At 39.0% G+C, this 24,724-nt stretch carries 14 protein-coding genes; 11 read left to right on the top strand and 3 right to left on the bottom strand.

What is annotated here, in order from left to right; translation table 11 throughout:
* Nucleotides 1–6: 6 nt before the first annotated feature.
* Genes BM361_RS05965 through BM361_RS05975 form a run of 3 tightly spaced genes read right to left on the bottom strand, consistent with a single transcriptional unit; the run spans nt 7 to nt 3,037 of the window.
* Complete coding sequence (locus tag BM361_RS05965; RefSeq protein ID WP_038266146.1) at nt 7–951, bottom strand: carbohydrate kinase family protein; 945 nt, start codon at nt 949–951, stop codon at nt 7–9.
* Nucleotides 944–1,867 (bottom strand): 1-phosphofructokinase family hexose kinase, encoded by a 924-nt coding sequence (locus BM361_RS05970; RefSeq protein WP_074977628.1) that lies wholly within the window; start codon nt 1,865–1,867, stop codon nt 944–946. Before BM361_RS05970 ends, BM361_RS05965 begins: the two co-directional genes overlap by 8 nt.
* A gap of 3 nt (nt 1,868–1,870) precedes the next feature.
* Nucleotides 1,871–3,037 (bottom strand): SIS domain-containing protein, encoded by a 1,167-nt coding sequence (locus BM361_RS05975; protein ID WP_254785737.1) that lies wholly within the window; start codon nt 3,035–3,037, stop codon nt 1,871–1,873.
* Between the two features lie 158 nt (nt 3,038–3,195).
* On the opposite strand from BM361_RS05975, the gene BM361_RS05980 reads away from it, so the two are divergent.
* The 11 genes from BM361_RS05980 to BM361_RS06030 all read left to right on the top strand — a co-directional run bounded on the left by BM361_RS05980 (nt 3,196) and on the right by BM361_RS06030 (nt 24,704).
* The gene (locus BM361_RS05980; RefSeq protein ID WP_074977631.1) at nt 3,196–5,802 is read left to right on the top strand and encodes an alkaline phosphatase D family protein; all 2,607 of its coding nucleotides are present in this window, start codon (nt 3,196–3,198) and stop codon (nt 5,800–5,802) included.
* A 173-nt stretch (nt 5,803–5,975) separates the two neighbouring features.
* On the top strand, nt 5,976–7,814 hold the full coding sequence (locus tag BM361_RS05985; protein WP_074977633.1) for a sodium:solute symporter family protein: 1,839 nt from the start codon (nt 5,976–5,978) through the stop codon (nt 7,812–7,814).
* 248 nt (nt 7,815–8,062) lie between these two features.
* Nucleotides 8,063–11,248, top strand: coding sequence for a SusC/RagA family TonB-linked outer membrane protein (locus tag BM361_RS05990; RefSeq protein ID WP_083425864.1), 3,186 nt, complete (start codon nt 8,063–8,065; stop codon nt 11,246–11,248).
* An 11-nt stretch (nt 11,249–11,259) separates the two neighbouring features.
* Nucleotides 11,260–12,807: a RagB/SusD family nutrient uptake outer membrane protein gene (locus BM361_RS05995; RefSeq protein ID WP_074977636.1), complete on the top strand. Its 1,548-nt coding sequence runs from the start codon at nt 11,260–11,262 to the stop codon at nt 12,805–12,807.
* Nucleotides 12,808–12,828: 21 nt separating this feature from the next.
* Entirely contained in the window at nt 12,829–13,488 is a 660-nt protein-coding gene (locus tag BM361_RS06000; RefSeq protein WP_038266126.1) for a fasciclin domain-containing protein, read from the top strand.
* A gap of 41 nt (nt 13,489–13,529) precedes the next feature.
* Nucleotides 13,530–14,615: a DUF5007 domain-containing protein gene (locus BM361_RS06005; protein WP_139226627.1), complete on the top strand. Its 1,086-nt coding sequence runs from the start codon at nt 13,530–13,532 to the stop codon at nt 14,613–14,615.
* A gap of 58 nt (nt 14,616–14,673) precedes the next feature.
* The gene (locus BM361_RS06010; protein WP_139226629.1) at nt 14,674–15,996 is read left to right on the top strand and encodes a hypothetical protein; all 1,323 of its coding nucleotides are present in this window, start codon (nt 14,674–14,676) and stop codon (nt 15,994–15,996) included.
* A 404-nt stretch (nt 15,997–16,400) separates the two neighbouring features.
* Complete coding sequence (locus tag BM361_RS06015) at nt 16,401–19,325, top strand: SusC/RagA family TonB-linked outer membrane protein (RefSeq protein ID WP_074977638.1); 2,925 nt, start codon at nt 16,401–16,403, stop codon at nt 19,323–19,325.
* A gap of 18 nt (nt 19,326–19,343) precedes the next feature.
* Nucleotides 19,344–20,993, top strand: coding sequence for a RagB/SusD family nutrient uptake outer membrane protein (locus tag BM361_RS06020; RefSeq protein ID WP_038266118.1), 1,650 nt, complete (start codon nt 19,344–19,346; stop codon nt 20,991–20,993).
* Nucleotides 20,994–21,097: 104 nt separating this feature from the next.
* Nucleotides 21,098–22,900, top strand: coding sequence for a DUF3472 domain-containing protein (locus tag BM361_RS06025; protein WP_074977639.1), 1,803 nt, complete (start codon nt 21,098–21,100; stop codon nt 22,898–22,900).
* Nucleotides 22,901–23,117: 217 nt separating this feature from the next.
* Nucleotides 23,118–24,704 carry an arylsulfatase gene (locus BM361_RS06030; protein ID WP_083425874.1) on the top strand — a complete coding sequence of 529 codons (1,587 nt, stop codon included), beginning with the start codon at nt 23,118–23,120 and terminating at the stop codon, nt 24,702–24,704.
* Nucleotides 24,705–24,724 lie beyond the last annotated feature (20 nt).

Consider the following 24,724-nt stretch of genomic DNA (forward strand, 5'->3'; position numbering starts at 1 on the left):
TTTAACTTAAATAGCAACGTTGAAAATTGATTTAACTTTTTGTTTGATCTCTTCAGGGTTTTTGAAAGCACCGGTTCCTCCCGGAGCGGTAGTGTTCAAAGCGCCCATCAGATTTCCATGAGACAGGCACTCTTCCAAAGATTTGCCTGCAATATATTGTTTGATGAAACCGGAGTTGAATGAGTCACCGGCTCCTATGGAGTCTACATGATTAGGATTTGAGAAAGAGGTTATCTCCAACTTAGTCCCTTCTTTAATTCCTATACTTCCCTTGGCGCCCATCTTAAGTGCAATGGTATTCGCATAGGGTGTTACTTTTTCTAAAGCCTCTTCAATAGAACTAGTGCCGGTTAGTGCTTTGATCTCTGCCTCATTTGGCATAAAAACATCCACATATGGTAAGCATTCTTCATAATTAAAATCCCATTGATTTTCCGGATCCCATTGTAAGTCTAAAGAAGTGGTAAGTCCAGCCTCTTTGGCTTTTTTGAAAATAAGGGTAATGTCTTTTCTTATCCCTTTTTGAATAAAGAAATTAGATAAATGAAAATGCTTAAACTCAGTTAATTCTTCCCATGGAATATCATCTATGGTTAATAATTCCATAGCTCCACAATAGGTTACATTGGCACGATCTTCATCGTAGTTCATAACGATGGTGATCCCCGTTTGATGGGTTTCAGAAGTGCTGATATAATTAGTGCTTACCTGTTTGGCATTTAATTCTTTAAGTACAATATCTCCAAACATATCCTTTCCGATTTTCCCGCAAAAAGATGTGTTTACCCCCATAGCTGCCGCATTGGCCGCCATAATTGCAGATGAACTACCCAGAGTTAGGTTCATATCATCAGCAATGATCTCTGTTCCTATTTTAGGAAAACCATCAATGTTGTTGAGTATAAGATCAACATTTAATTCTCCTACGACTATGAGTTCTTTTTTAGACATTTACTATTTCGTTTATTTTAACTTTCGGAAGTAAGGCATTAACGTCCTCAAGTTTTAATATTCCAAGATCTTCATTTAGACAATTAGCTGCACCGCAGGCTACACCATAACGGGCAATGTCTTCCAATGACATATTTTTATTAACGGCATAAGCAATACCCGCTGTAAGGCAATCACCGCTACCAACTGTACTGATAACATTGTCAATCTCTACATTAGCATGAATGGTTTTACCTTGATAATGTAGCCATAAACCTTGTTTGCCTTTGGTTAAAGCTATGAGGTTGACTTTTTGACTTAATTTACTTAAAATAACACTAAAATTATCTGTTCCGCATAAACTTTTGGCCTCATGCTCATTAATGTGTAAACCAAAAAAACAAGCTTCCAGGGCTTTTTCAAGTTGTGCACCCGAACAGTCTAGTATAATTTTATTATTGCTTTTGTTGGTCTCCTTAACAAGACGCAGATACGCATCTTCAGGAGCTCCTTTGGGCCATGAACCCGATGCAACAATTAAATCAGCATTTTGAGCCTCAATATTAAAGACTTCCAGAAACCCAGTCCAGTCATTCTTGTGCATGAGTGGTCCGGGTTCTAAAAGTTCAGTATTGAGAAACAAAGTATTGGTGGTTCTAAATGTATAGCACTTTCTGTTTGATCCTTCAATATCCGGACCTTTAGTTTGTATATCCAGTTGATTGCATTGGTCTTTGATCCATTGCCCCGTAGCGCCTCCCCAATTTCCTAGTAGGGTAGTTTTAGAGCCTAATTCATTAACCGCCATTGCAACATGAGTAGCTTTTCCTCCCGGGTATTCCTTTAACCTGGAAATCCGGTTGACATCACCTGCCTTGATTTCATCTAACCAGGCATAGGTGTCAATAGAAGGATTAGGACAAACACTCAATATCATTTTCTAACTGTTTTTATAAATGTTTACACCTTGCACAACTCTGCTGATGGATCCTGAAACTGATGGGTTGTCAGGGTTTAATCCGAGTTGTAATGACTTGTTGTACCCTAGTAACTGCCCAACTACGGTTGCAGCCACTATATGCAAATCAGTATTGGTATTGTTTTTTATGGTGAGATCGCTTTCAACTCCGTCAATATCACCATAAGCTATGGTTTTAATATTTCGTGGGTCTGTGGCAATATCTTTTACCAGGTCTTTTTCATATTTCAAAACGTGTTCATCTGTAGCGAACAAATAAACAACTAATGTTTTTTCATTAACTACGGCTCTGGGTCCATGTCTGAAGCCTAAGAAAGAATCATGTTTGCAGATCACTTGACCGTCAGTCAGTTCCTGTAGCTTCAGATGACTTTCGCGGGCAACCCCAAGCATTGGTCCCGATCCTAAGAAAACAACTCTTTCAAATGGAGTTGAAGTAAGCTCCGCTAGGGCATTATTGTTCTCTAAAACGAATGACCCTTGAGAAGATACCTCCTTAACCGATGCTTCATTTTCATTAATATTTTGAATATCTGAAACGAGAAGAATACTCAATAGCATAGAAGTGAAACTTCCTGTCATTGCTAAACTTTTATCGTTACTGGCTTCCGGGAGTACCAGAGAGCAACTATTATCGGTGTTTTCTTCCCCGTATTTCGCTAATTTACCATCTTTATTACAGGTGATAATTAAGTGGTAAATATCATCACAGTGGGTATTAGCCAGGTTAACAGTCTCAACACTTTCAGGGCTGTTCCCTGATCTGGCAAACGAAACTAAGAGTGTAGGATTATTCTTTAGTAAGAAAAGTTCAGGATGCGTAACGATATCTGTCGTTGCAATCGCCTGAGTAGATCTTTTAGTGGCCTTTTGAACCAAACCTTGGGCTGCTTCCCCTATAAAAGCAGAAGAGCCGGCACCGGTCAGAATGATTTTTAGATTTTGCTTTTCAAGCAGTGGAAGCAGGAAGTTTTCAATCTTAGATTTTTCTTCCTTAATCAGGTTGTATGTGGTCTCCCACAAAGTCGGCTGTCCAAAAATCTCTGGTCCAGTATAAAGATCTATCTTGTTAATCGTATTTTCACTCATTATAATATGCCTCGTTATAAATTCTAATAATTTCTTCAAAGAAGACCATAGGTTATTCAATGAAGTTAAAGTTGAAAACAAATATAAAAGAAATAAAACGAAATAAAAAAGGTTTCGTTATATTTTATGTATATTTACCCTTTAAGAAAAAGTTAAGTTAAAAAGATAATTGTATAATCATTGATATAATTTGAATAATGGATAGGAGAAAGTGCGTTAAAACTATAGTACTGGGATCAGTGTTGCCGATGGTTTCACCTGGTGTTTTAAAGGCAATGTCTGTTAATGATATGTTTAAACCTGCAAGTGTTGATTTTGAAAGTGAGTGGCATTTGTGGGGAGATATGAGTTGGGCCGGACCCGAATACTGGGGGAATAGACTCCAGGATTGGGAGATAAATAATGGAAAGTTGGTGTGTAATGTAAATGGTAGGAATAGGAATTTACATTTATTGACTATCCAAAAGCAAAAGAAAGCAATAGATTTCAGGGTGAGCCTGGAGGTGGAACCTAAAAAAGAAAACCTTCAAGGTGATTATTGCCTTGGAATAAGACTTGGTGCCAAAGGTGAGTTTGAAGACTATAGGTCTGCTGCTGTTTTTGGTAAAGGGGTGGATATTGGATTAAATCAGGACGCAAAACTCGTTGTAGGCGAGAGTGTATTTGAAACAACGTTGACGGAAGTCCCTGAGTTGTACAAATTAGAAGTGTTTGCAGAGGCGTACAACGATAATAGATATAATTTGTCGGTGGCTGTCATTGATCCCAAATCAGGAGCACAGCTTACCGGGGTAAGCAATCAGTTGGTTGATGCCGAAAGCTTAGAAGGTAATTTTGCCATATTAGCGGATTGTAATCAGAAAAGGGTTGCCGATGCGCCTTCAGCGGCGTTTGCTAAATTTAAAATCAAATCAAGTGAATTACATGTAAAAGAGGACCAGGTGTTTGGTCCGATCTGTTTTGCTCAATATACCTTGAATCAGAATAAATTGAAGCTAACAGCGCAATGTGCGCCTTTTGAACGTATCAACCGACATAAATTGTCCTTGCAGTTTAATGTGAATGGAAAATGGGAAGAATTTGATAGCGTTGTTTTAAACCCTGACAGCCGTGCCGTTAATTTTACTGTTGAAGACTGGAAGTATAAGGAGGATGTTCCATACCGTTTGGTAGCAGAAATACCACTCGAGAATGAAACACGAAATTATCAGTACAACGGAACAATCTCCAAAGAGCCAATAGAGAAAGAAGAGGTGTCCGCTGCAGTTTTTAGTTGTAATTTCCATTTTGGTTTTCCTGACAATGATATATATAATAATGTGTCTAAACTAAATCCTGATATTATCCTGTTCTTAGGAGATCAATTTTATGAAGGAACAGGAGGCTTTGGAGCTGACTACGTAGGTTCTTATGATAAGAGATGTTTAGACTACCTGAGAAAATGGTATATGTTCGGATGGTCTTATCGGGAGATTTTCAGACATAAACCTTGTGCAATTATACCTGATGACCATGATGTATATCATGGAAATGTATGGGGAGAAGGCGGAAAGAAAGCCGATGTTTCTAATGGGTATGGGATGACTGCCCAGGATTCTGGTGGTTATAAAATGACGGCAGATTGGGTGAATATGGTTCAGTTTACACAGACGAGTCATTTGCCTGACCCTTATGATGCCACCCCTGTGAAACAAAATATTGGAGTGTACTATACTTCCTGGAATTATGCGGGACTTAGTTTTGCCATTCTGGAAGATCGAAAATTTAAATCTGCGCCAAAAAATGTCCTTCCGGAAGAGGCTCAGGTTAGAAACGGGTGGATTCAAAACAGAGACTTCGATATTAAAAAGTATAAAAATATTGAAGCTAGTTTACTTGGTGAAAGACAACATGATTTCCTGAAAGACTGGGTGGAGGATTGGAAAGATGCTGAGATGAAAGTAGTGTTGTCTCAGACAAATTTTGCAACTGTAGCTACCTTGCCGGAAGATGCAATAGACGATTCAGTTGTTCCTTCCTTGTATATTCCTCAAAAAGGAGAGTATGTCGCAGGTGATAAGCCGACAGTAGATATGGATTCAAATGGATGGCCGCAAAAGCAACGAGATGAAGCGCTGGAAATCATAAGGAAAGCTCATGCCTTTCACATAGCAGGAGACCAGCACTTAAGTACCTTTGTAAAATACGGTGTTGATGAGTATGGTGATTCCGGATATGCTTTTGCCGGACCGGCACTCAATAATATATGGCCAAGAAGATTTTGGCCGCCTGTTGATGCTGCAAATCATACTTATGAAGATCCGGCCTATACCGGAGATCATATTGATGGTTTTGGGAATAAGATTACGGTGAAAGCTGTTGGGAATCCGTTTCAAACAGGTAAAACCCCAAAGAGAATACACGATAGAGCCACCGGGTATGGACTGGTGACCTTTAATAAGAATAAAAGAACTATTAAGACCGAATGCTGGCCAAGGTATGTAGATGTAGCGGTGAATCGCGATCAGCAATTTGCCGGTTGGCCGATAGAGGTTACCCAGGAGGATAATTTTGGTAAAAAGGCAGTTGCCTGGCTTCCGGAAATTAATGTGGAAAATGCCAATAAACCATTGCTGAAAATTTATAATGAAAGCGATGTGTTAGTTTATGCCTTGCGCTTAAAAGAAAACAGTTTTAAGCCGAAGGTGTTTGCAGAGGGGAAATATAAAATTGTCGTTGAGGAAACAGCAACAGGTGTTGAGAAGGTGTTGGATAAGGTGAAAGCAAAAGAGAAACAACGTAAATCAATTACACTGAAATTTTGATGTTTGTTGTTTATCGGCTGTTCTTGGTCGATAAAATTTTGTTTTCCGTGCTAAAAAGTGAAACTAGCTGTGAAATTTATAACAATCATTAAAAAAAATAAACAATTTTGATGCTTAAATATAAAGCTGAGTAAAAAGATATAAATTTAACCTCGAGGAAAAGAGAAATAAATATGATTACATTAACTACCCTAGACTACATTTTAATTTTTAGCTTTTTCGCGATAACACTGTTCATAGGAATTTGGGTTTCGAAAAAGTCAGGTAAAAGTTCTTCTGAGTATTTCTTGTCAGGAAGAACAATGCCATGGTGGCTGCTTGGTTTATCAATGGTTGCTACAACATTTTCAACGGATACGCCTAACTTGGTGACAGATATCGTTAGAACAAACGGTGTGTCTGGAAACTGGGTTTGGTGGGCATTTCTGATAACAGGATTGTTAACCGTGTTTGTTTATGCTAAATTATGGAGAAAGTCAAATGTTTCTACCGATATTGAATTCTACGAATTGCGGTATGGAGGAAAACCGGCTAAATTTTTAAGAGGATTCAGAGCTGTCTATCTCGGAGTTGTTTTTAACATCCTGGCTATGTCCGGAGTAACGCTTGCCGCTATAAAAATAGGTCAGATCATGCTAGGACTTTCGCCGCTAGAAACAGTCGGGTATGCCGGGTTGGTGACCGTTGTTTTTAGTGCTGTCGGAGGTTTTAAAGGAGTTGTATATACCGACTTTATTTTGTTCTTTGTGGCGATGGTTGGTGGTATAGGAGCCGCTTACTATTGTGTTAATCTACCTGAAATTGGAGGGGTTGCCAATTTAGTCTCTCATGAAAATGTGATAGATAAATTGAGCATTTTACCATCTTTCGATAATAAAGAACTATTTATTACAGTGTTAATTATACCATTGGCAGTACAGTGGTGGAGTGCATGGTATCCGGGTGCTGAACCTGGAGGTGGTGGATATATTGCGCAACGTATGTTGGCTGCTAAAAATGAAAACCATGCCATTGGTGCTACATTTTTCTTTAACATAATGCATTACGCTTTACGTCCTTGGCCGTGGATTATAGTTGCCTTGTCTTCGTTAGTATTGTTCCCGGATATCGCAAGTATCCATGAAGCATTTCCTAATGTGGCAGAAGATAAGCTTGGGCACGATTTAGCATACTCAGCGATGCTAACAAAGCTCCCTGCAGGATTGTTAGGTTTAGTGTTGGCTTCATTGATTGCTGCCTATATGTCGACAATTTCTACCCACTTGAACTGGGGATCTTCTTATGTAGTATATGATTTTTATGCGCGTTATATAGAGAAAGATGCTTCTCAAAAAAGATTAGTGGCAGTAGGTAGATTATCTACAGTATTGTTGATGGTTGTAAGTGCTGCTATTGCTTTGTTGCTTACCAATGCGCTTCAGATTTTTGATTACATATTAACCTTCGGTGCAGGAACCGGGTTGATATTTATCTTGCGTTGGTTCTGGTGGAGAATTAATGCATGGAGTGAGATTGCTGCTATGTTTTCTTCGGGAATCATATCGCTGTTAATCAACTTAACTCCGCTTGGATTAGTGTTATTCGGAGGTTTGGATGAAACAACCTCAGAGACCGTAGTTGGCTTAATGCCTGCATGGGCCAAATATCCTTTCGTGGTATTGGTGACAACCGTAATCTGGGTGGCGGTAACTTTCTTAACCAGACCGGAGAAAAACAGTACGTTGTTTAATTTTTATAAAAGAACACAGCCCGGAGGACCTGGTTGGGATAAGGTTGTAGGAGAAGCAGTTACTGAAGGTGAGGATATTGTAGATGCAAGAGAAAAATGGAGTGTTCCTTCAGGGATTTTAGCTATGTTGTTGGGGTGTGTGGTTATTTATTCAGCATTATTCGCAACAGGGTACTGGATTTACGGAAAACAAACCATGGCCATTGTATTAACGGTTGTTGTGTTAATCGGGTCCTATTTGCTTAGTAAATTATGGAAAAAAATTAAAGCTACTATTTTTTAGTACATATAAATAGTAATTACTGGTTTTGAAAACCCGTCCATTTTTGGGCGGGTTTTTTTTGGTTTCAATATTTTCTTCGACATATATTGAAAAAGAAATAAAACGAAAGATTTAATTTTGCAATCATTTGGATTATCTAAAATAAATGTTAATTTAGCCAATAATATGAAAGATTCTTATTTGTGTAACACTTTTTTTGTTATTAAATCAAGGATTTCATAGCTAATATCAACCAAATTATTTTATTTATGAGAAAATTGTTTTGTTTCGCAATTACAATGCTTGCGATTACTTTCTCTTTTGCACAAGAGGAAGTCATATCGGGTAGTGTGGTTGACGGTGCTACAGGCACTCCGCTCCCGGGAGTGAATGTCCTTGTTAAAGGAACCCGAATAGGAGTGGCGGCAGATTTTGATGGGAATTTTAAACTGAAAGTTCCTAACGATCAGGTAACCCTGGTTTTTACCCTTATCGGCTACAAAAAGCAAGAGGTAAAACTGGAAGGGAGATCATCGATATCAGTATCGATGGCTGAAGATTTAACAGAGCTGGATGATGTAGTTCTTATTGGTTATCAAAAAGTGCATAAACGTGAAGTGTCTGGAGCGGTCTCCAGCGTTCGAAGTGATGCAATTGAGGATATTCCGGTACTGAACGTTTCCGGCTTAATTGCAACCCAGGTAACAGGGATGCAAAATGTGACCATGACGGGAGCTCCTGCAGGAAGGGGTTCACTGGTAATTCGTGGTAATACGAGTGTCGGTGCTAATATCGATCCCGATTTAGCATATAGTAACCCTTTATACGTAGTAGATGGTGTGCAAACATCATTACAGGATTTAGCAGGTTATGGAGTTTCGAATACCGATTTCTTAGCTTCTTTAAACCCAAACGATATCGAAAGTATCGATGTCCTTAAAGATGCTTCAGCAGCGGCTATCTATGGTTCGCGTGGTGCAAATGGGGTGATCATTATTGAAACTAAAAGAGGGGCTGCTTTAGATAAACCTGAATTCTCTTTTTCTACCAGTATGGGTATTCAACCGGAACCAGAGCTAGTTCCGATTCTGGTTGGTTCAGCAGAAAGACAAGCCAAAATGGATATGATCCAGAAGTGGTGGACTACCAATGAATTACAAGGTGGACAAACGCCTTTAATGTTGACGGATAGTTTAAACCCGGCCTTTAATAACAACATCGATTATCAGGGCTTGTTCTATAAAACTGGTCTGGCTCAAAAGTATAACTTTAGCGTAAGAGGCGGAAGCCAGGAAACTAATTATCGTATTTCGATGGGTTATGATAACATCGAAGGGGTTGTACAGGCTACCGGTGTAGATCGAATTACCTTTAATTCGAATGTAAACTTCAAAGCAGGATCAAAGTTCAATAACCAATTGATCACTAGATTTACGTATACAGATCAACAAACAGGACAAGGAAACCCTTATCAGGGATCGTTTAACCTGAATAATTCCCTTCCTGTAAATCCGGCTCAGTTGCAATCCTCATTATTCTATGTGTCTGATGATCGTATTAAATCGCTAAGCGGAGAGTTAAACGAAAAGATGAATCAGGACAGAACCGTGAACTTTACTATATCTAACTTTGCTACTTTAGATTTGTTAGACCAGTTGAGTATTAATTCACAAATAAGTTTTGTGTATGATAGCAATAAGAAAAATTTCTACGAACCATCAATCGTACGAAATGAAGGTGATGGTTTTGCAAGTTATGCACTTTATACCCGAAAAGGGGTTACCGGAGAGACCTATTTAACATATATGGATGACTTTGGAGGCGGAGATCATGAAGTGACAGCAATCGTAGGTAACCGTTTAGATTATAATCAGTACGAAAATATGCTGATGTCTGCATTCGGATTTGGTAGTGATGCTATTAAAGTAATCAACGGTCGCTATACACAAGATCAGATTTCTGGATCGACAGATATTAGCGCTAACTCATTGGTGTCATTCTTCGGTAGAGGTACATATAGATTTAAAAATAGATATCAGGTTGACTTTAACTACAGTTTAGATGGTTCGTCTAAATTTGGAGAAGATAACAGATGGGGTAAATTTTACTCTGCTACTGGTTCCTGGATAATTTCAGATGAGCCATTTATGGAGTCCTTGACTTCAGACTTTTTAGACTATCTGAAATTCAGAGCAAGTTGGGGTGTTAACGGTACCCAGAATGTTGGTAACTACGCTCGATTCGGAGCATACAACCTTGGGTATGGAGGGAACGCTTATTGGTCAAACCAAATGAATGTTTCCAGCTATGGAGGTGTAACCGGTGTAGTTCCGAACTTCAACAGAATTGGTAATTCATTATTAGGATGGGAAGAAACTGAACAATGGAACATTGGTTTTGACCTTGATATGTTCAACAGAAGAGTAAGTTTAACTTTCGATGCTTACCACAAGGATACAGATCAGTTGTTCTTCGATGTGAATTTCCCAGCTTATTCAGGATATAATGCAGCTTTAACTAACATTATGGGGGTAATCAACTACGGTTGGGAAGCAATGTTAAGATATCATGTGTTTCCGCGTAATAACGATTTGCGCCTGGAGTTAATGGCTGGTTTTTCACAAAACAAAAACTATGTATCAAAACTTCCTAACGGTAACAGAGATTATATAGGTGGAGATTATGGATATGTAGTGGGTAGACCATTGAATCTTTACAAGATGTTCATCAATGATTATATCATAGATGATTTGAGTCAGTTACCTGTGAATCCATTCACTGGAGAACCGTTAACGGGTAAGAGTGCATGGGCGCCAATTAGACCAGGGTTTCCAATTTGGCAAGACTTAAATGGAGATTACTTGTTAAATGAAGAACATGACCTTAAGTTAACTACCGATTTCTCACCGATACCGGATATTCAGGGGTCTTTCAATATTAATATGCAATACAAAAAATTCTATTTCCAGATGTATAGCCAATTCTCATTTGGCGCGGATATAAAGAATACTGTATTGAACAGTTATATGGATGCATATGACAGAGGAGGAATCAACTGGGCTGTTCGTGGTTTAGCAGATTTAAGCGAACACACCTTCTGGGAGCAACCTGGAGACGGTGCAGCAGGTGTAGACTTCCCGGCATTGTACCCAGCAAGCCCGAGCTTAGGACCATTCTACGGGTTTAGAGGAAATCAGACCCTTTGGATCGATAGTGGCGATTACTGGAAGGTAACCAATGCTTCGATTGGGTATACATTCGATCAAAAAGATAAATTCATGAGAGATATTGGTTTATCAAGATTGCGTTTGTTTACCTCTGTATTGAATCCATATCAGTGGCAAAAATCTAAGAAGGTTGTTGATGCATCGATGGTAGATGCAAAGGGGAATACCTATGGAAATGGATACCCTCAGGCGAGAACAATTTCAATTGGTATTGATACAAGATTTTAAAAAATAATGTTATGAAAAAATTAAAAGGTTATAAAATATACGTACTGATCTTATCGCTTTTCGGAGCGGTGGGTTGTTCGGATCTTTTGGATCAGGAGCCGGTGACTATTACGCATCCAAACGTGTTTTGGACTAGTCAGGCAAATGCTGAACAGGCAGTTGCAGGGGCATACGGATTACTTAAAAATGCTTTGACTTACCAGGCGAACTTTTTGTTCTGGGGAGAATGGACCGGGATGACTTTTATGGATAGTCGTTTTTGGATTACTAACTACATAGAAGGAAGTGGTAATTTTGTACTGGCCTATAGAGACGAATCGAGAAACTGGAAGAATTTCTATCGCGCAGCGAACTGGGCATACACTACAGAGCAATATGTGCAAAACATGTCTGATGATCTGTTTGACTCCAAGGAGGAAAAAGATAGAATATTAGGTGAAGCGGCCTTTGTTCGTGGATTAACCTATTTCTATATCGCAAGAATCTGGGGAGATGCTCCAATTGTTGAAGAATCAATAGAAAGTTCTAGTCAGTTAGTAGATGATCAGGGGTACATTGTTAGTATTCCAAGAAATGATGAGTTAGAGGTGTTGGATTTTGCTTTAGAGGCAACCAACAAGGCAATAGATTTGTTGGAGTACTCATCACCAGGTGCAGAAGGTTGGGCTATCACGGCTAATAAAGCAAGTGCAGAAGCATTAAAGGCGCATATAACTTTATGGTATGCGAGCAGAGATAATGATAATGCAGCAATGATTCAGGAAGCAGTTTCAGCTACCACCTCTGTAATTAACAACAGTGGAGCAAGCTTAATCGACTATGTTGCTGAAGGTGAAGATGGATTTAATAGAATGTGTCTTGGAGAATCTGAAACTGGCTTGTTCGAAATTAATTTCGATGCCGGAATGAGTGAGTCTTTTAGAATTGCTAGCAACGCAGGGAATCACGCCGGAGCAACCCTGAACTATCCTTATGCGTATTCCAATGTTAATACAGGAAATACTCCTAGGTTTAATCCTGATTTTTATGGAAATGAGATGATGGCCAACGATCCGGATCGAGTAGATGATATCCGAAAGGAGTTGTTCTTTAATGAATACGAAGATAGTAACGACTTCTTCTTAATGAAGTATTCACATTCAAGCCAGGATCAGGCTGCACCTGATAATCCGTATGCGCAGTTTTCAGAATCAAATATCTTGATTTTCCGTTTGGCAGACATGTACTTATTGAGAGCTGAGGCTTATGCGCGTTCAGGAAATACTGGTGCTGCTATTCAGGATTTAGATATGATCAGAAGTAAAGCGGGAGTTCCTAATTATACGGGAGCAAGCGATAGAGAATCGTTGATGAAAGCTATTTTCGATGAAAGAGCTATCGAGTTCGTTGGAGAAGCGCAATCAGGTTTTGACCGTATCAGAATGGATTATTTCGAAGGAATATCTTGGGCAACCCAATCCAGATTGGATAAAGAAGGGTATTTCTGGCCTGTTCATCCGTCGATCATTTCAGTAAACCCTGAAATTGTTCAGACCGAGTTTTGGAGAGGTAAATTGTAATTAACATTAAAGGAATTTAAGATGAAAAAAATACTAATAATAGGACTGGCGCTTTTGGGCTTCTACGCCTGTGAAGGTGGCGATGATTACTTAGTCGACGGAGGCTTAAGTCAGCAGGAAGTGGGAATGTCTACTGTAGATTTTTTCAGATCTCACAGTCAGCTGGATACCTTGGCTTTGATCATCGAAAGAGCCGGGATGGAAGATGTTTTTAACGGTCAGAACACGGTGTTTGCCCCGAATAATATGGCGATACAGAATTACGTAAATAAACGTTTGACAGATATTCGTGAAACAGATCCGACAGCAGAATTTACAGTGAACGATATCGAAGTAGATACCTTAACAAAATACCTTGGAGGCTATGTTTTTGACGAATCGATTAAAAGAGAAAACATGGTGAAAGAACAGGGTGTAATTTATACCGCTGTTAACGGAGAAGAGCGTAGAATTTCTTTGGAGCCATCGGGAGATTATGGAAATCAACTCGAGTCGAAGCCTGAATACGTGTACTACACCGCTATGGTAGGCGCCGACTGGGACGAATGGAATGCGACTGTTAATAATTCCGACGAAAGAGATAAAAAGACAGTAGTAAAAACGTCTAACCTGATCTCTACCAATGGAGTGATTCATGTTTTGCAAGGAGGACATACCTTGTTTAATTATGAAAGAGATTAGTTTTAGTTAGTCTAAAAAATGTTAATTAAAAGATACAACAAATGAAAAATTTAATATATATATGTTTAGCTGTCCTGTTTGGGTTCATGGCTTGCCAGCCGCCTGAGGTAGGGTACTTAAGTGATGACATTCATGCATTGGAAGACACTATTTTCGTGCCGCGAGGAGTATTTACTAAAAGTGCGCCACCGGCAATAGAAGGGTCGACGTATCCGTTACATTGGGAGATTACCGGTATTACTGATGGTCAGGGGAACTTTACCGATGCCTTGTTTGAGGAGCATGAGATCTTAACCTGGAAAGAAGGGTTCAACCCCGATACCGATACGACCCTGGCATTGGTAGAGGAAAAATTAGAGCTTACGAATCAGCCTTCCATTTTGATAAACAGTGTGAGCGGGGAATTTGCTTTTACGCAGGCAACTCGAATGGTCACAGACAATGATATCTACCATCTAAATGTGAAAGCCTCTAATATGAGAGGGGAGCGCCAGTTAGATGATTTTGTGGTAGCCAAATTAGGACCCTTTCAACCAGTCGAGTTTCCGGTAGAAATGCGCTCTCGTCTGCAATTAGGAAAAGTAGATGGTGGTTACGACATCGGGTATACTTCTAAAATTGTAAATGGGGAAGATGAAAATATTCCGAGTGTGTTAGACGGAACCCATCCGTACATCAATATTACCAAGATTAGTGATGAGCCATCTTTAGGAATAAAGGTAAAAATGGTCATTACCGATAGTTATGATAATCCGTTAGACCCTGAGAAAGTGGTGTTTTATCCTTCAGGAGCGGGTTACTTGCAGAATTATCATGATAACTCCATCGAAACGACAACCGATGCGGAGGCTACTTATTTTGAATTGCCGGCACCTCCATTCCCGCAATATGGTAGAACTTATTCAGGCAACAACTCTTATTTAATGTATTACCTTACTTCTGGTGATGCTTTCACTGTAGATCAGGAGGCATTTGAAGCAGACAATGGGGTGCAAGACTGGACGCCATATACAGACCCTGATACAGGAGAGATCATGAACAGGGCTTATATCAGATGGGGGATTAAAATCAATGACTCAGGTACCTGGGAAATTAAAATGCGAATTCCTTATACCAAGGTTAAATAATAATATAATAAAATTAAAAATTGGCTGGTATTACCAGCCAATTTTTTATACCTAAAAAATGATGAAAGTAAAAAATATTGCAACCCTTTCTTTTTCAGTTTTATTTCTCGGCCTTAATGCTGTAATTGGTCAGGAAGGAAAATCCATGCATGCGTCACGGTCGGAGGTAATTCAGCCTATAGTGAAGTCCGAATTCAGAGCAACCTCATGTCCGCAACGTATAGAGGGAGGTGGTGCTCAAATGCTAAATGGATATCAGGTCTTTCCGGGAGCCAAAGATGGTAACAGACAAGTCGATCCTCAGATTGCTGTTGGGGGTGGTTATGTGTTGCACGGAACCAATAAAGGTTTAGTGATATACGACAAAGAAGGGAATTACATTGATGGGGCTTCACAAAACTGCTTCAATAAAGGCATCGATCCCAAAATGTTCTTCGATCCGCATAACAATGTGTTTGGTTTCGACTTGTGGAATCCATGGGATAAGGAAAAAAAGAAGCCGGTGAATATAGCTGTGTCAAAATCGGATAACCCTACCAAAGAATGGTTCGTATATCCGGTGCCTGCACCCAATGGAAGAGATGGTGGAGGAATAGGATTTAGTAAAAAATGGATCGGCTATTCATTTCCTGGAGGTGAAGAAAGAACCTTTGTGCTAAAAACCAAAGAAGCTAAAAAAGGAAAAGAAGCTACCGTATATCATTTTAAAGGGAGTTTGGGTCATCCTGTGTTTACACAAGACAAAACCAATGACCTCTATTTCTTTAAAATTGATCGCGATAGGTTTATCATAACCAAAGTTACTGATGGTAAGAACGGAGAACCGGTTGCGGAGGTGGTAAGTGCTAAAGCACATAACCTCGGACGTATTCAGTACCCGCCAAAATCCCCTCAGAAAAACACCGATCAGGTAACCGCTTCAGGAGACAGAAATCCTAAGAACCTGGTATTGCAGAACGACTGTATTTGGTTTTCACATGCAATCAATCACAACGGTCGTGCCGCCGTTCAATGGCATCAGGTAAAACTGGATGGAACCATCGTTCAAACAGGATTGATAGCAAGCCCTGAAACAAGTTATATCCAGACAACGATTGCGGTGAATAAGAACAACGATGTCGTGATTGGGTTCCAGGAAACAAATGAAAACATGTATATCAGTCCGCGTTTTGCATACAGATATAGTAATGATCCATTAGGTTCTATACGTGAAATAATAAGTGCAGGAGAAGGAAAAGGAGCTACAGATGGAGTGTCTTGGGGAGATTATAGCGGTAGTGTGATTGATGGAGATAATTTAAAAGATCTGTGGACTATTCAAAGTATTACCAATGAAGAGGGAAGAGGAGAAACAGTAATCGTTAAAGTGCCTTTTGAATAATTAAGTTCTTAAAGGTTGTATGATAATAAGGGGCGGTAAGCCCCTTTTTTTTATGCCTCAATAGCATATAAGCTGAGTTGGCGAAACGGAATAAGTTTTAAAGACCTTAGGTGGGGGTTTTTATTAGGTTATTAAATAAAACTATAACGTTTTCGAAAAACTTTTTTTAGATTGTCTAAAGACAGTTTTTTTATTATTTATAAACTTTCCTTGTGTATATGTAAATTTTAGTGTTGCAAAAACAATGAAACGAAAGGAAAAATTCGCCATTCGTTTTTTTTTGTGATTTTAAATTTTATATTAGCAAAGAATATGAAAGTTATGTGTGTATTTATCCTTATGGATTGTGTTTTTTTGGATATCTATTATGCATAACATTATGTCAACCAAATTAAATTAATCTTATGAGTAGATCTTTATTTATGTTGGTTGCCTTTCTGTTATTTAATTTTTCTTATGCACAAGAAAAAACAATAACAGGACAGGTGACCGACTCAGAAACAGGTATGCCTATACCTGGTGTCAATGTGTTGGTTAAAAACACAACGAAAGGAGTGGCGACAGATTTTGATGGTAATTATTCCATCGATGTGGACGCCACAGCCACACTGGTTTTCAGTTTTGTGGGCTACGAAACAGTAGAGAAGACTGTTGGTAGCAATTCAGTTATTAATGTATCATTAGCCATTTCTGCTTCTGAACTAGACGAGGTAGTTGTGGTAGCTTATGGTACACAAAAGAAATCTGATGTAACTTCCTCTGTAGCGAGTATCGACGCAGAAGAACTTACCGATGTAACTTCACCTGATGTTTCTACAATGCTTCAGGGAAAAGCTGCAGGGGTACAGGTTATTCAAGGTTCCGGACAACCCGGATCTGTACCTGATGTAAGAATTAGAGGTATTTCTTCTATCGATGGTAGAGTGAGTCCACTTTGGGTGGTAGATGGTGTTATTATGCACGGTACACCGAACCTAAACCCAAATGAGATTGAATCAATCTCTGTATTAAAAGATGCCTCTGCAACTTCATTATATGGTTCCAGAGCTGCCAGTGGAGTTGTTGTTGTTACAACCAAACAAGCTAAAATTGGTAGAAGCGAACTTACCCTTTCTTCAAGAGTTGGTTTTACACATTTTAATCAAGGGAATTTTGATGTGATGAATTCTCGCCAAATGTTTGATTACTACAATGCTTTTGGAGATACATTTGATCAAAATGCAAACACATGGTTTAATGAAGACCTCCTGGATCGCGACTACGACTGGATCGATAACGGAACTCAGCAAGGATTAGTACAAGACTATAACCTTGTGTTTACAGCAGGTTCTGAAAAGTCAAAAACCTATATTTCACTTGGGTATTACGACGAAACCGGTACCATAGAAGGATATGATTTTGATAAGTTAAGCTTCAGACTTAACCATGATTACGACGTAAGTGATCGTCTTACCCTGAAGCCAAAGATCGGAGTAAACTATAGTACCATTGATGATAAACAGCATTCGCTTTATGCTATGCTTACCTACATGCCGTGGGATCTTCCTTATGACGACGAAGGTAACGTATTGAATCCACAAGAAAATGGTGTTGACTGGGTAGGTCGAGACCAAAGCAACTACTTGTATGACCTGCAATGGAATTACTCAGAGAATCAGGAGTTTAACTTGTTTGGTAATTTCGATTTTGATTTCGAGATCTTGAAAAACCTTAACTTTATTTCTACTAATGGCTATACCCTTTACAGATACGATTCAATGTCGTATACCGATCCGGCTTCAAACAGCGGTTTAGCAGATAACGGTCGTTTGTATAACTATACTGCAAGAAGAATTACCAGGTTTACAAACCAGATGATTAAGTATAATAATACTTGGGGTGATCACAGTGTTACGGCTTTAGCAGCCTACGAATACAACGATTATAAATATGAAAACTTTTCGGCTACAGGAAGAGGGATTGTTGCTGGAACGGAAATTTTAAATAATGCTGCAGAACCCAGAGCTGTAAGCGGTTTTAAAAATGATTATGCCTTGCAGTCATTGCTATTCAATGCTAACTATACCTATTCTGATCGCTATTTGGCACAAGCTTCAATCAGAAGAGATGGAGCTTCAAACTTCGGGGAGAATAATCAGTATGGTACATTTTACTCTTTAAGTGGTGGATGGAACATTCATAATGAAGACTTTTTTGAGTCTGATTTCATTAATCAATTGAAATTACGTGCTAGCTACGGTTCTGTCGGTAACAGACCAAGTTCATTGTATCCTCAATACGATTTATATAGCTTAAGTAATACCTATAATGGAGTGCCGGTAGCTACGCCATCGCAATTAGGAAACGAAGATGTGGCCTGGGAAGTATCGTACCAGTCAAACTTCGGTCTGGATACGAGATTATTCGACAGAGTGAGTTTGTCATTTGACTATTACATAAAGAATACTTCTGATCTCTTATACTTCGTTAAGATTCCTGATGTAACGGGTTATAGTGGATATTGGGAAAATATCGGAGGTGTTAAAAACACCGGATTCGAACTGAATTTAAATGCTGACCTAATTACGCAGGAAGACTTTACATGGAGCTTTAACTTCAATATGGGAGTTAATAAAAATGAGGTGACAGAATTGTTCGAAGGAGAGCCGATTATCTCAGGTAGAAAACGTCTGAACGAAGGCGATGATATCAATACCTGGTATATGCGTAAGTGGATGGGTGTAGACCCTGATAATGGAGACCCTTTATGGGAGGTAGTTGATGCCGATACCGGAGAACGTACCCTCACCAATAATTGGAACGAAGCTACTTTACAAGATGTAGGATCAGCTTCTCCTGATTTCTATGGTGGTTTTGGTACTGTTTTAGATTATAAAGGAATTAATTTATCCGCAAACTTCTCATTTTCAAAAGGTAACGAAATTTACAACGCCAGTAGAGAATTATATGATGCTGATGGAGCATACCCAACATACAATCAACAAGTGTTAGCTGACGGTTGGAGCCGATGGACGCAACCAGGCGATAATGCTACCCACCCAAGACCTGTATATGGAGGTAATAATTTATCGAATAAAACATCTTCAAGATATTTAGAAGATGGTAGCTACTTGAGAATGCGTAATGTTAGACTGGGCTATAACGTGCCAATGACAGGATGGGCTGAATCATTAGGGTTGAGCAGATTGAACGTGTTCCTTTCAGGTGATAATTTATGGACGATTACTGATTTCTCCGGGATGGATCCGGAAGTTGGTTCAGGAGGAGTTAACAGTACATTGTATCCTGTTTCGAAGCGTATAACATTTGGTTTAACCGCATCATTTTAATTAAAAAAGCTTATCAAGATGAAAAAAATAATATATGGAATAATGATGGTCGCTACCTTCACGGCATGTGACCTTGACAGATTCCCTTACGATTCCGTTGCAACAGATGAGTTGTTTGCCGATGAAGGAGGTTTGTTGGCAGCAACAGAAGGAACCTACTCGCTTTTAAAGGGAGATGCTAATGGCGGTGGTTTTTCACCTCAATTACACAGAATAACGGAATATCCGGGAGATAACGTAGCATTGAGTGGAACTACAACAGATCCATTGTTTTATACTTATAATTATAATAATATTACTACCAGCGGGCGTGTTAATGATATCTGGAGTTCTGGTTATAAAGCAATTGTTGGTTGTAATAAGGTAATTGAACTTACTACAGAAGGAGAGTCTTTAGACTCAGATCAACTAATTGGTGAAAACTATTACTTAAGAGGGTATGTCTATTTTCAATTGGTAAATGTTTTTGGAAGACCATACGTTCAGGGAACTTCAAATCTGGGAGTGCCATTGAAATTAACATCAGATATTGATGATATTCCGGATAGAAATACCGTAGGGGAAGTTTATGACCAAATTGTTACTGACTTATTAAAGGCGGAAGCTTTAATGTCTCAGGATAAAATCAATGCCTATGCAACCAAAGAAGCAGCGCAGGCATTATTATCTCGTGTATACCTTTACATGGGGCAAAACGATAAGGCTATTGAATATGCCGATAAGGTAATTAACTCTGGAAAATTCAGTTTAGTTTCAACCGGCGAATTCTCTAAGTATTTTCAAAAAGTTCCGGAAGAAAATCCGGAGACAATTTTCTGCTTCAGATTCGTAGAAGAATCAGATTATAATCATGGTTGGTATACTGTAGGTTCTTTATATGCAAATATCCAGGGAGCTGGATGGGGTGAGATGTATGCCTCTAAATCGTATTTAAACTTAATCAATGAGCATCCTGAAGATGTTAGAAAAGGATTTATAGTTCCACAATACGAATTGGATGAAAACGGAGATAAGATTCCTGCCGTGTATTGGGTGAATGATAATTATAAGTATGAGTTCCGTAGAACTTTTGAAGAAGGTGGAAACACATACTTTACACAAGACGGAACGAACTATCAGGTAATGTCCGAAATCCAGAACGGTAAAACACTGTATTATTTCAATAACAGTGCTAATGAAAAAATATATGTTGATAACGATTTTGACATGTATAAGCGTAATGGATATCCAAAGTTCTTTATCACAAAAGCGTCTTTGCAAGAAGATGTACCTCACCTTTGGTCTCCGGTAATTTCGAGATTGGCAGAAATGTATCTGAACAAAGCAGAGGCATATGCTAAAATGGGAAATGAAGCTGAGGCCCTGGCCAATGTGAATATCATCAGAGACAGAGCAGGTATCCCGGCTTATAACAGTAGCGCTGATTTTCCTGCAGGTAAGACTTTGTTGGATGTAGTGTTGGATGAAAGAAGGTTGGAGTTTGCCTACGAAGGACACAGAAAGTTTGATGTGTTTAGAAATAATATGACCATGGATAGAAGATATCCTGGAACACACCTAAATGGTAGCAACCCTTATTATGAGGTGTTGCCAACGGATAACAGAGTTATTGAGTATATCCCGGAAAGCCAGATCAATGCCCAGCCATCATTAATCCAGAATGATTAAGAAGGGCCACCGAGTACAAAAAACACAATTTTAGATGAGAGGGGAGTTTGAAGAATATATTTTTCAGACTCCCTTTTTTAATTATTAACCAAAACTATATAACAATGAAAACAGTAAAAAACACAATCCTGACCAGGTTCTTGCTACTTGGCGTACTATTATTTGCCTCCTGTAGCGGAGATGATGCTACTACCGAACCGGATGAAATTGTTTCGGAAGACGCTAAGCTGAAATACAGCTATAAGATTCCACCGGGAGGGAATAGCTGGGTTGTGAATGACATTTCTCAAAATGGATCTCTGATATCTGATACCGGAATACATAACTGGACTGACCTTAACACCGTGATCAGAACTTTTTTCAGGGTAGAAAGTGCAGGAGAGTTAAAAGTCGGATTAAAAATGAAGGTGGCTGAAGGAACTTCAAAAATTAAAGTGACGGTAGGGGGAGAAAGTCAAACCATTACCGTGAACAGTAGCCCTAATTATAAAGATGTAGCCGTAGGTACATTTAACCTTTCTGATGCAGGGTATCAATATGTTGAAATTCAAGGGGTTGAAAAATCAGCAACTTATATAGCAGATGTAGAAGAAGTATTAATCGACGGAGCGGCTACCGCTAGTGGAGTTACGTATGTTCAGGATGAATTTTACTGGGGACGAAGAGGTCCTTCAGTACACTTGAGCTACACGCCTCCTCAGAATACAGATATCAAATGGTTCTATAATGAAGTGACCGTGCCTGAAGGGGAAGATGTAGTAGGTTCTTACTTTATGGCTAATGGATTTGGTCAGGGATACTTTGGTATGCAGGTCAATTCGGATACCGAAAGACGAATTCTTTTTTCCGTTTGGAGTCCTTATGAAACTCAAGATCCTTCTCAAATTCCTGATGATTATAAAATTATTTTATTAGGAAAAGGTGAAGGCGTAACTACTGGTGAATTTGGAAATGAAGGATCCGGAGGACAGAGCTATAAGGTTTTTGACTGGCAAGCCGGTAATACCTATAAGTTCTTGCTGAAAGGAGAGCCATCGGTAAATAATTCAACAGACTACACCGCTTATTTTTATGCCCCTGAGGAAGGTGCCTGGAAATTGATCGCCAGTTTCAGAAGACCTTATACAAGTACCTATTTGACCAATCAACATTCGTTCCTGGAGAATTTCAGAACAGAGGCCGGAGTACTTTCAAGAAAAGGCTTCTATGGCAATCAATGGGTGTACGATACGCAAGATGTATGGCATGAACTAACGGAAGCTAAATTTACTGCCGATGCAACAGCAAGAAAAGGAGCACGCCTCGATTATGCAGGCGGATCAGATGGCAATAAATTCTTTATGAAAAATTGTGGTTTCTTCAGTGATAATACAACTATTGATAGCTACCACCAGAGAACGGCCAATGGAGTAAGTCCGAATATAGACTTTTCTCAATTGGAAGTTCCGAGTCTTCCGGAAGAACCTACATTATTGGATAGATCTGGCTGGGTAGTGACCGATTTTAGCACACAAGAAGACAATGGGGGTGAAGGAGATACCGGAAGAGCCGCAGATATTCTGGATGATGATTTAAACACATTCTGGCATTCTTGCTGGTCTGGATGTACAGCTACCCCTCCACACCATATTACAGTTGATATGGGTGAATCAAAGCAAATAGACGGATTTAGATTCTATCAAAGACAAAACCTTTCAAGAACCGTTAAAGATTTAGAAATTCAGATAAGTGACGACGGATCAACCTGGGAAAGTCTTGGGGAATTCGTATTGCAGAATACAGCTGCAGCAATAGATGTAGATTTGTCGGAAACTAAAACATTTCGATATTTTAAATTCATAGCAAAAACCGCCCATGATGGTACCGATAATGCCGCCATGGCCGAAATAATACCATTTACGCGATAGTATCAATTAGATGAAATTAAAATCAAAGCCGAAGCAGTTCCTGTTTCGGCTTTTTTTATGCGTTATTTTTTTAAAAAGAAACGAATCGTAAGTTATATATTTTCAATACTCCTCTTTTTTAAGTAATTATTGATATATTAGCAATGAGCTTATAAATTTTGTAAAAAAACTAACTTTTATTAAGATGGGTGTAAAAATTGATAGCAAATATGTTCCGATGAAAAAATGCATATTTCAATTAAAAGCAATGAGTAGTGTATTACTGTTATTATTGCTTTTTACGGCATGTAAAGACCAACCTAAAGAAGAGTCCGTGACGGAATTAAATTCAAGTAAACCGAATATTATATATATCCTTGCCGACGATCTTGGATATGGTGAACTTGGTGCCTATGGACAAGAAAAAATAGAAACTCCTAATATCGATGCGTTGGCAAAAGAAGGTATGACTTTTACCCAGCATTACACCAGTGCTCCGGTATGTGCTCCGGCAAGATGTATGTTATTAACCGGAAAACATTCAGGACGTGCCTTTGTTCGTGGAAATCATGAATGGGGCGAAAGAGGTAAAGTTTGGGATTACCGTGAAATGGCAAAAGATTCTACCCTCGAAGGACAGCTGCCTATGCCCGATGGTACTATAACCTTTGCTAAAAAATTACAGGAGTCAGGGTATAAAACGTCAATGTATGGAAAATGGGGACTGGGAGCACCTCATACCAATTCAATTCCTACTAAAATGGGATTCGATGAATTCTTTGGATATAATTGCCAAAGACAGGCTCATACCTATTATCCGTTATTCCTCTATAAAAATGAAAAACGTGTACACCTGAAAAATGATACGATTGCACCTAATACACGTTTAGCAAAAGGAGCAGATCCTTATGATATGGAGAGCTACAAAGATTTTAATCTGAATGATTATAGCCCGGACTTAATGTTTGATGAAATGACCTCTTTTGTAGAGAGAAACAAAGAAAATCCATTCTTTATTTACTGGGCATCACCAATTCCTCATGCTCCTTTACAAGCCCCTCAGCGTTGGGTGGACTACTACGTGAAAAAGTTTGGGGATGAAGAACCGTACTTAGGTAACAGAGGGTATTTTCCAAATAGATACCCGCATGCTACTTATGCAGCAATGATATCTTACCTCGACGAAAATATCGGAAAATTGGTGCAAAAATTAAAAGATGAAGGGATTTATGAAAATACCCTGATTGTATTTACCTCCGATAATGGTCCTACCTATAATGGAGGTGTGGATCCGGAATTTTTCGATAGCGCTAAACCTTTTAAATCTACCTATGGATATGGTAAAGGTTTTGTGAACGAAGGAGGAATAAGAGTACCTATGATTGCTAGCTGGCCGGGTAAAATAAAAACTGGTAGTAAAACAGATCACGTTTCTGCACATTATGATATGTTTGCTACCCTATCTGATCTGGTAGGGTATGAGAATACTGAAAATGACGGGGTAAGCTTTTTACCGACACTGTTAGGGCAGGATAACCAGGAAGAACACGAATTTATGTATTGGGAATTCCCTTTATATGATGGTCAGATCGCTATAAGAATGGGAGATTGGAAAGTGATCCGAAAGAATATAAAAAACCCTAAAAAAGAACCGACACTCGAGCTTTACAACCTGAGTACCGACCCGACAGAGTCTAATAACGTGGCTGATCAACATCCGGACATCCTGGAAAAAGCAGCTAAGATTCTAAAAGAACAACATACGACTCCAGAGGTAGATCGTTTTAAAATTCCAATGTTAGAAAAAGGACTTTTAGCCGAATAAAAACTCTTATTAAGTATAGA

It is taken from the genome of Zhouia amylolytica, from assembly GCF_900116365.1.
Classification (GTDB): domain Bacteria; phylum Bacteroidota; class Bacteroidia; order Flavobacteriales; family Flavobacteriaceae; genus Zhouia; species Zhouia amylolytica.

Excerpts from the sequence above, each read along its gene's own strand:
- BM361_RS05965 (WP_038266146.1), bottom strand. The coding sequence starts at position 951 with ATGTCTAAAAAAGAACTCATAGTCGTAGGAGAATTAAATGTTGATCTT.
- BM361_RS05970 (WP_074977628.1), bottom strand. The coding sequence starts at position 1,867 with ATGATATTGAGTGTTTGTCCTAATCCTTCTATTGACACCTATGCCTGG.
- BM361_RS05980 (WP_074977631.1), top strand. The coding sequence starts at position 3,196 with ATGGATAGGAGAAAGTGCGTTAAAACTATAGTACTGGGATCAGTGTTG.
- BM361_RS05985 (WP_074977633.1), top strand. The coding sequence starts at position 5,976 with ATGATTACATTAACTACCCTAGACTACATTTTAATTTTTAGCTTTTTC.
- BM361_RS05990 (WP_083425864.1), top strand. The coding sequence starts at position 8,063 with ATGAGAAAATTGTTTTGTTTCGCAATTACAATGCTTGCGATTACTTTC.
- BM361_RS05995 (WP_074977636.1), top strand. The coding sequence starts at position 11,260 with ATGAAAAAATTAAAAGGTTATAAAATATACGTACTGATCTTATCGCTT.
- BM361_RS06000 (WP_038266126.1), top strand. The coding sequence starts at position 12,829 with ATGAAAAAAATACTAATAATAGGACTGGCGCTTTTGGGCTTCTACGCC.
- BM361_RS06005 (WP_139226627.1), top strand. The coding sequence starts at position 13,530 with ATGAAAAATTTAATATATATATGTTTAGCTGTCCTGTTTGGGTTCATG.
- BM361_RS06010 (WP_139226629.1), top strand. The coding sequence starts at position 14,674 with ATGATGAAAGTAAAAAATATTGCAACCCTTTCTTTTTCAGTTTTATTT.
- BM361_RS06015 (WP_074977638.1), top strand. The coding sequence starts at position 16,401 with ATGAGTAGATCTTTATTTATGTTGGTTGCCTTTCTGTTATTTAATTTT.
- BM361_RS06020 (WP_038266118.1), top strand. The coding sequence starts at position 19,344 with ATGAAAAAAATAATATATGGAATAATGATGGTCGCTACCTTCACGGCA.
- BM361_RS06025 (WP_074977639.1), top strand. The coding sequence starts at position 21,098 with ATGAAAACAGTAAAAAACACAATCCTGACCAGGTTCTTGCTACTTGGC.
- BM361_RS06030 (WP_083425874.1), top strand. The coding sequence starts at position 23,118 with ATGAAAAAATGCATATTTCAATTAAAAGCAATGAGTAGTGTATTACTG.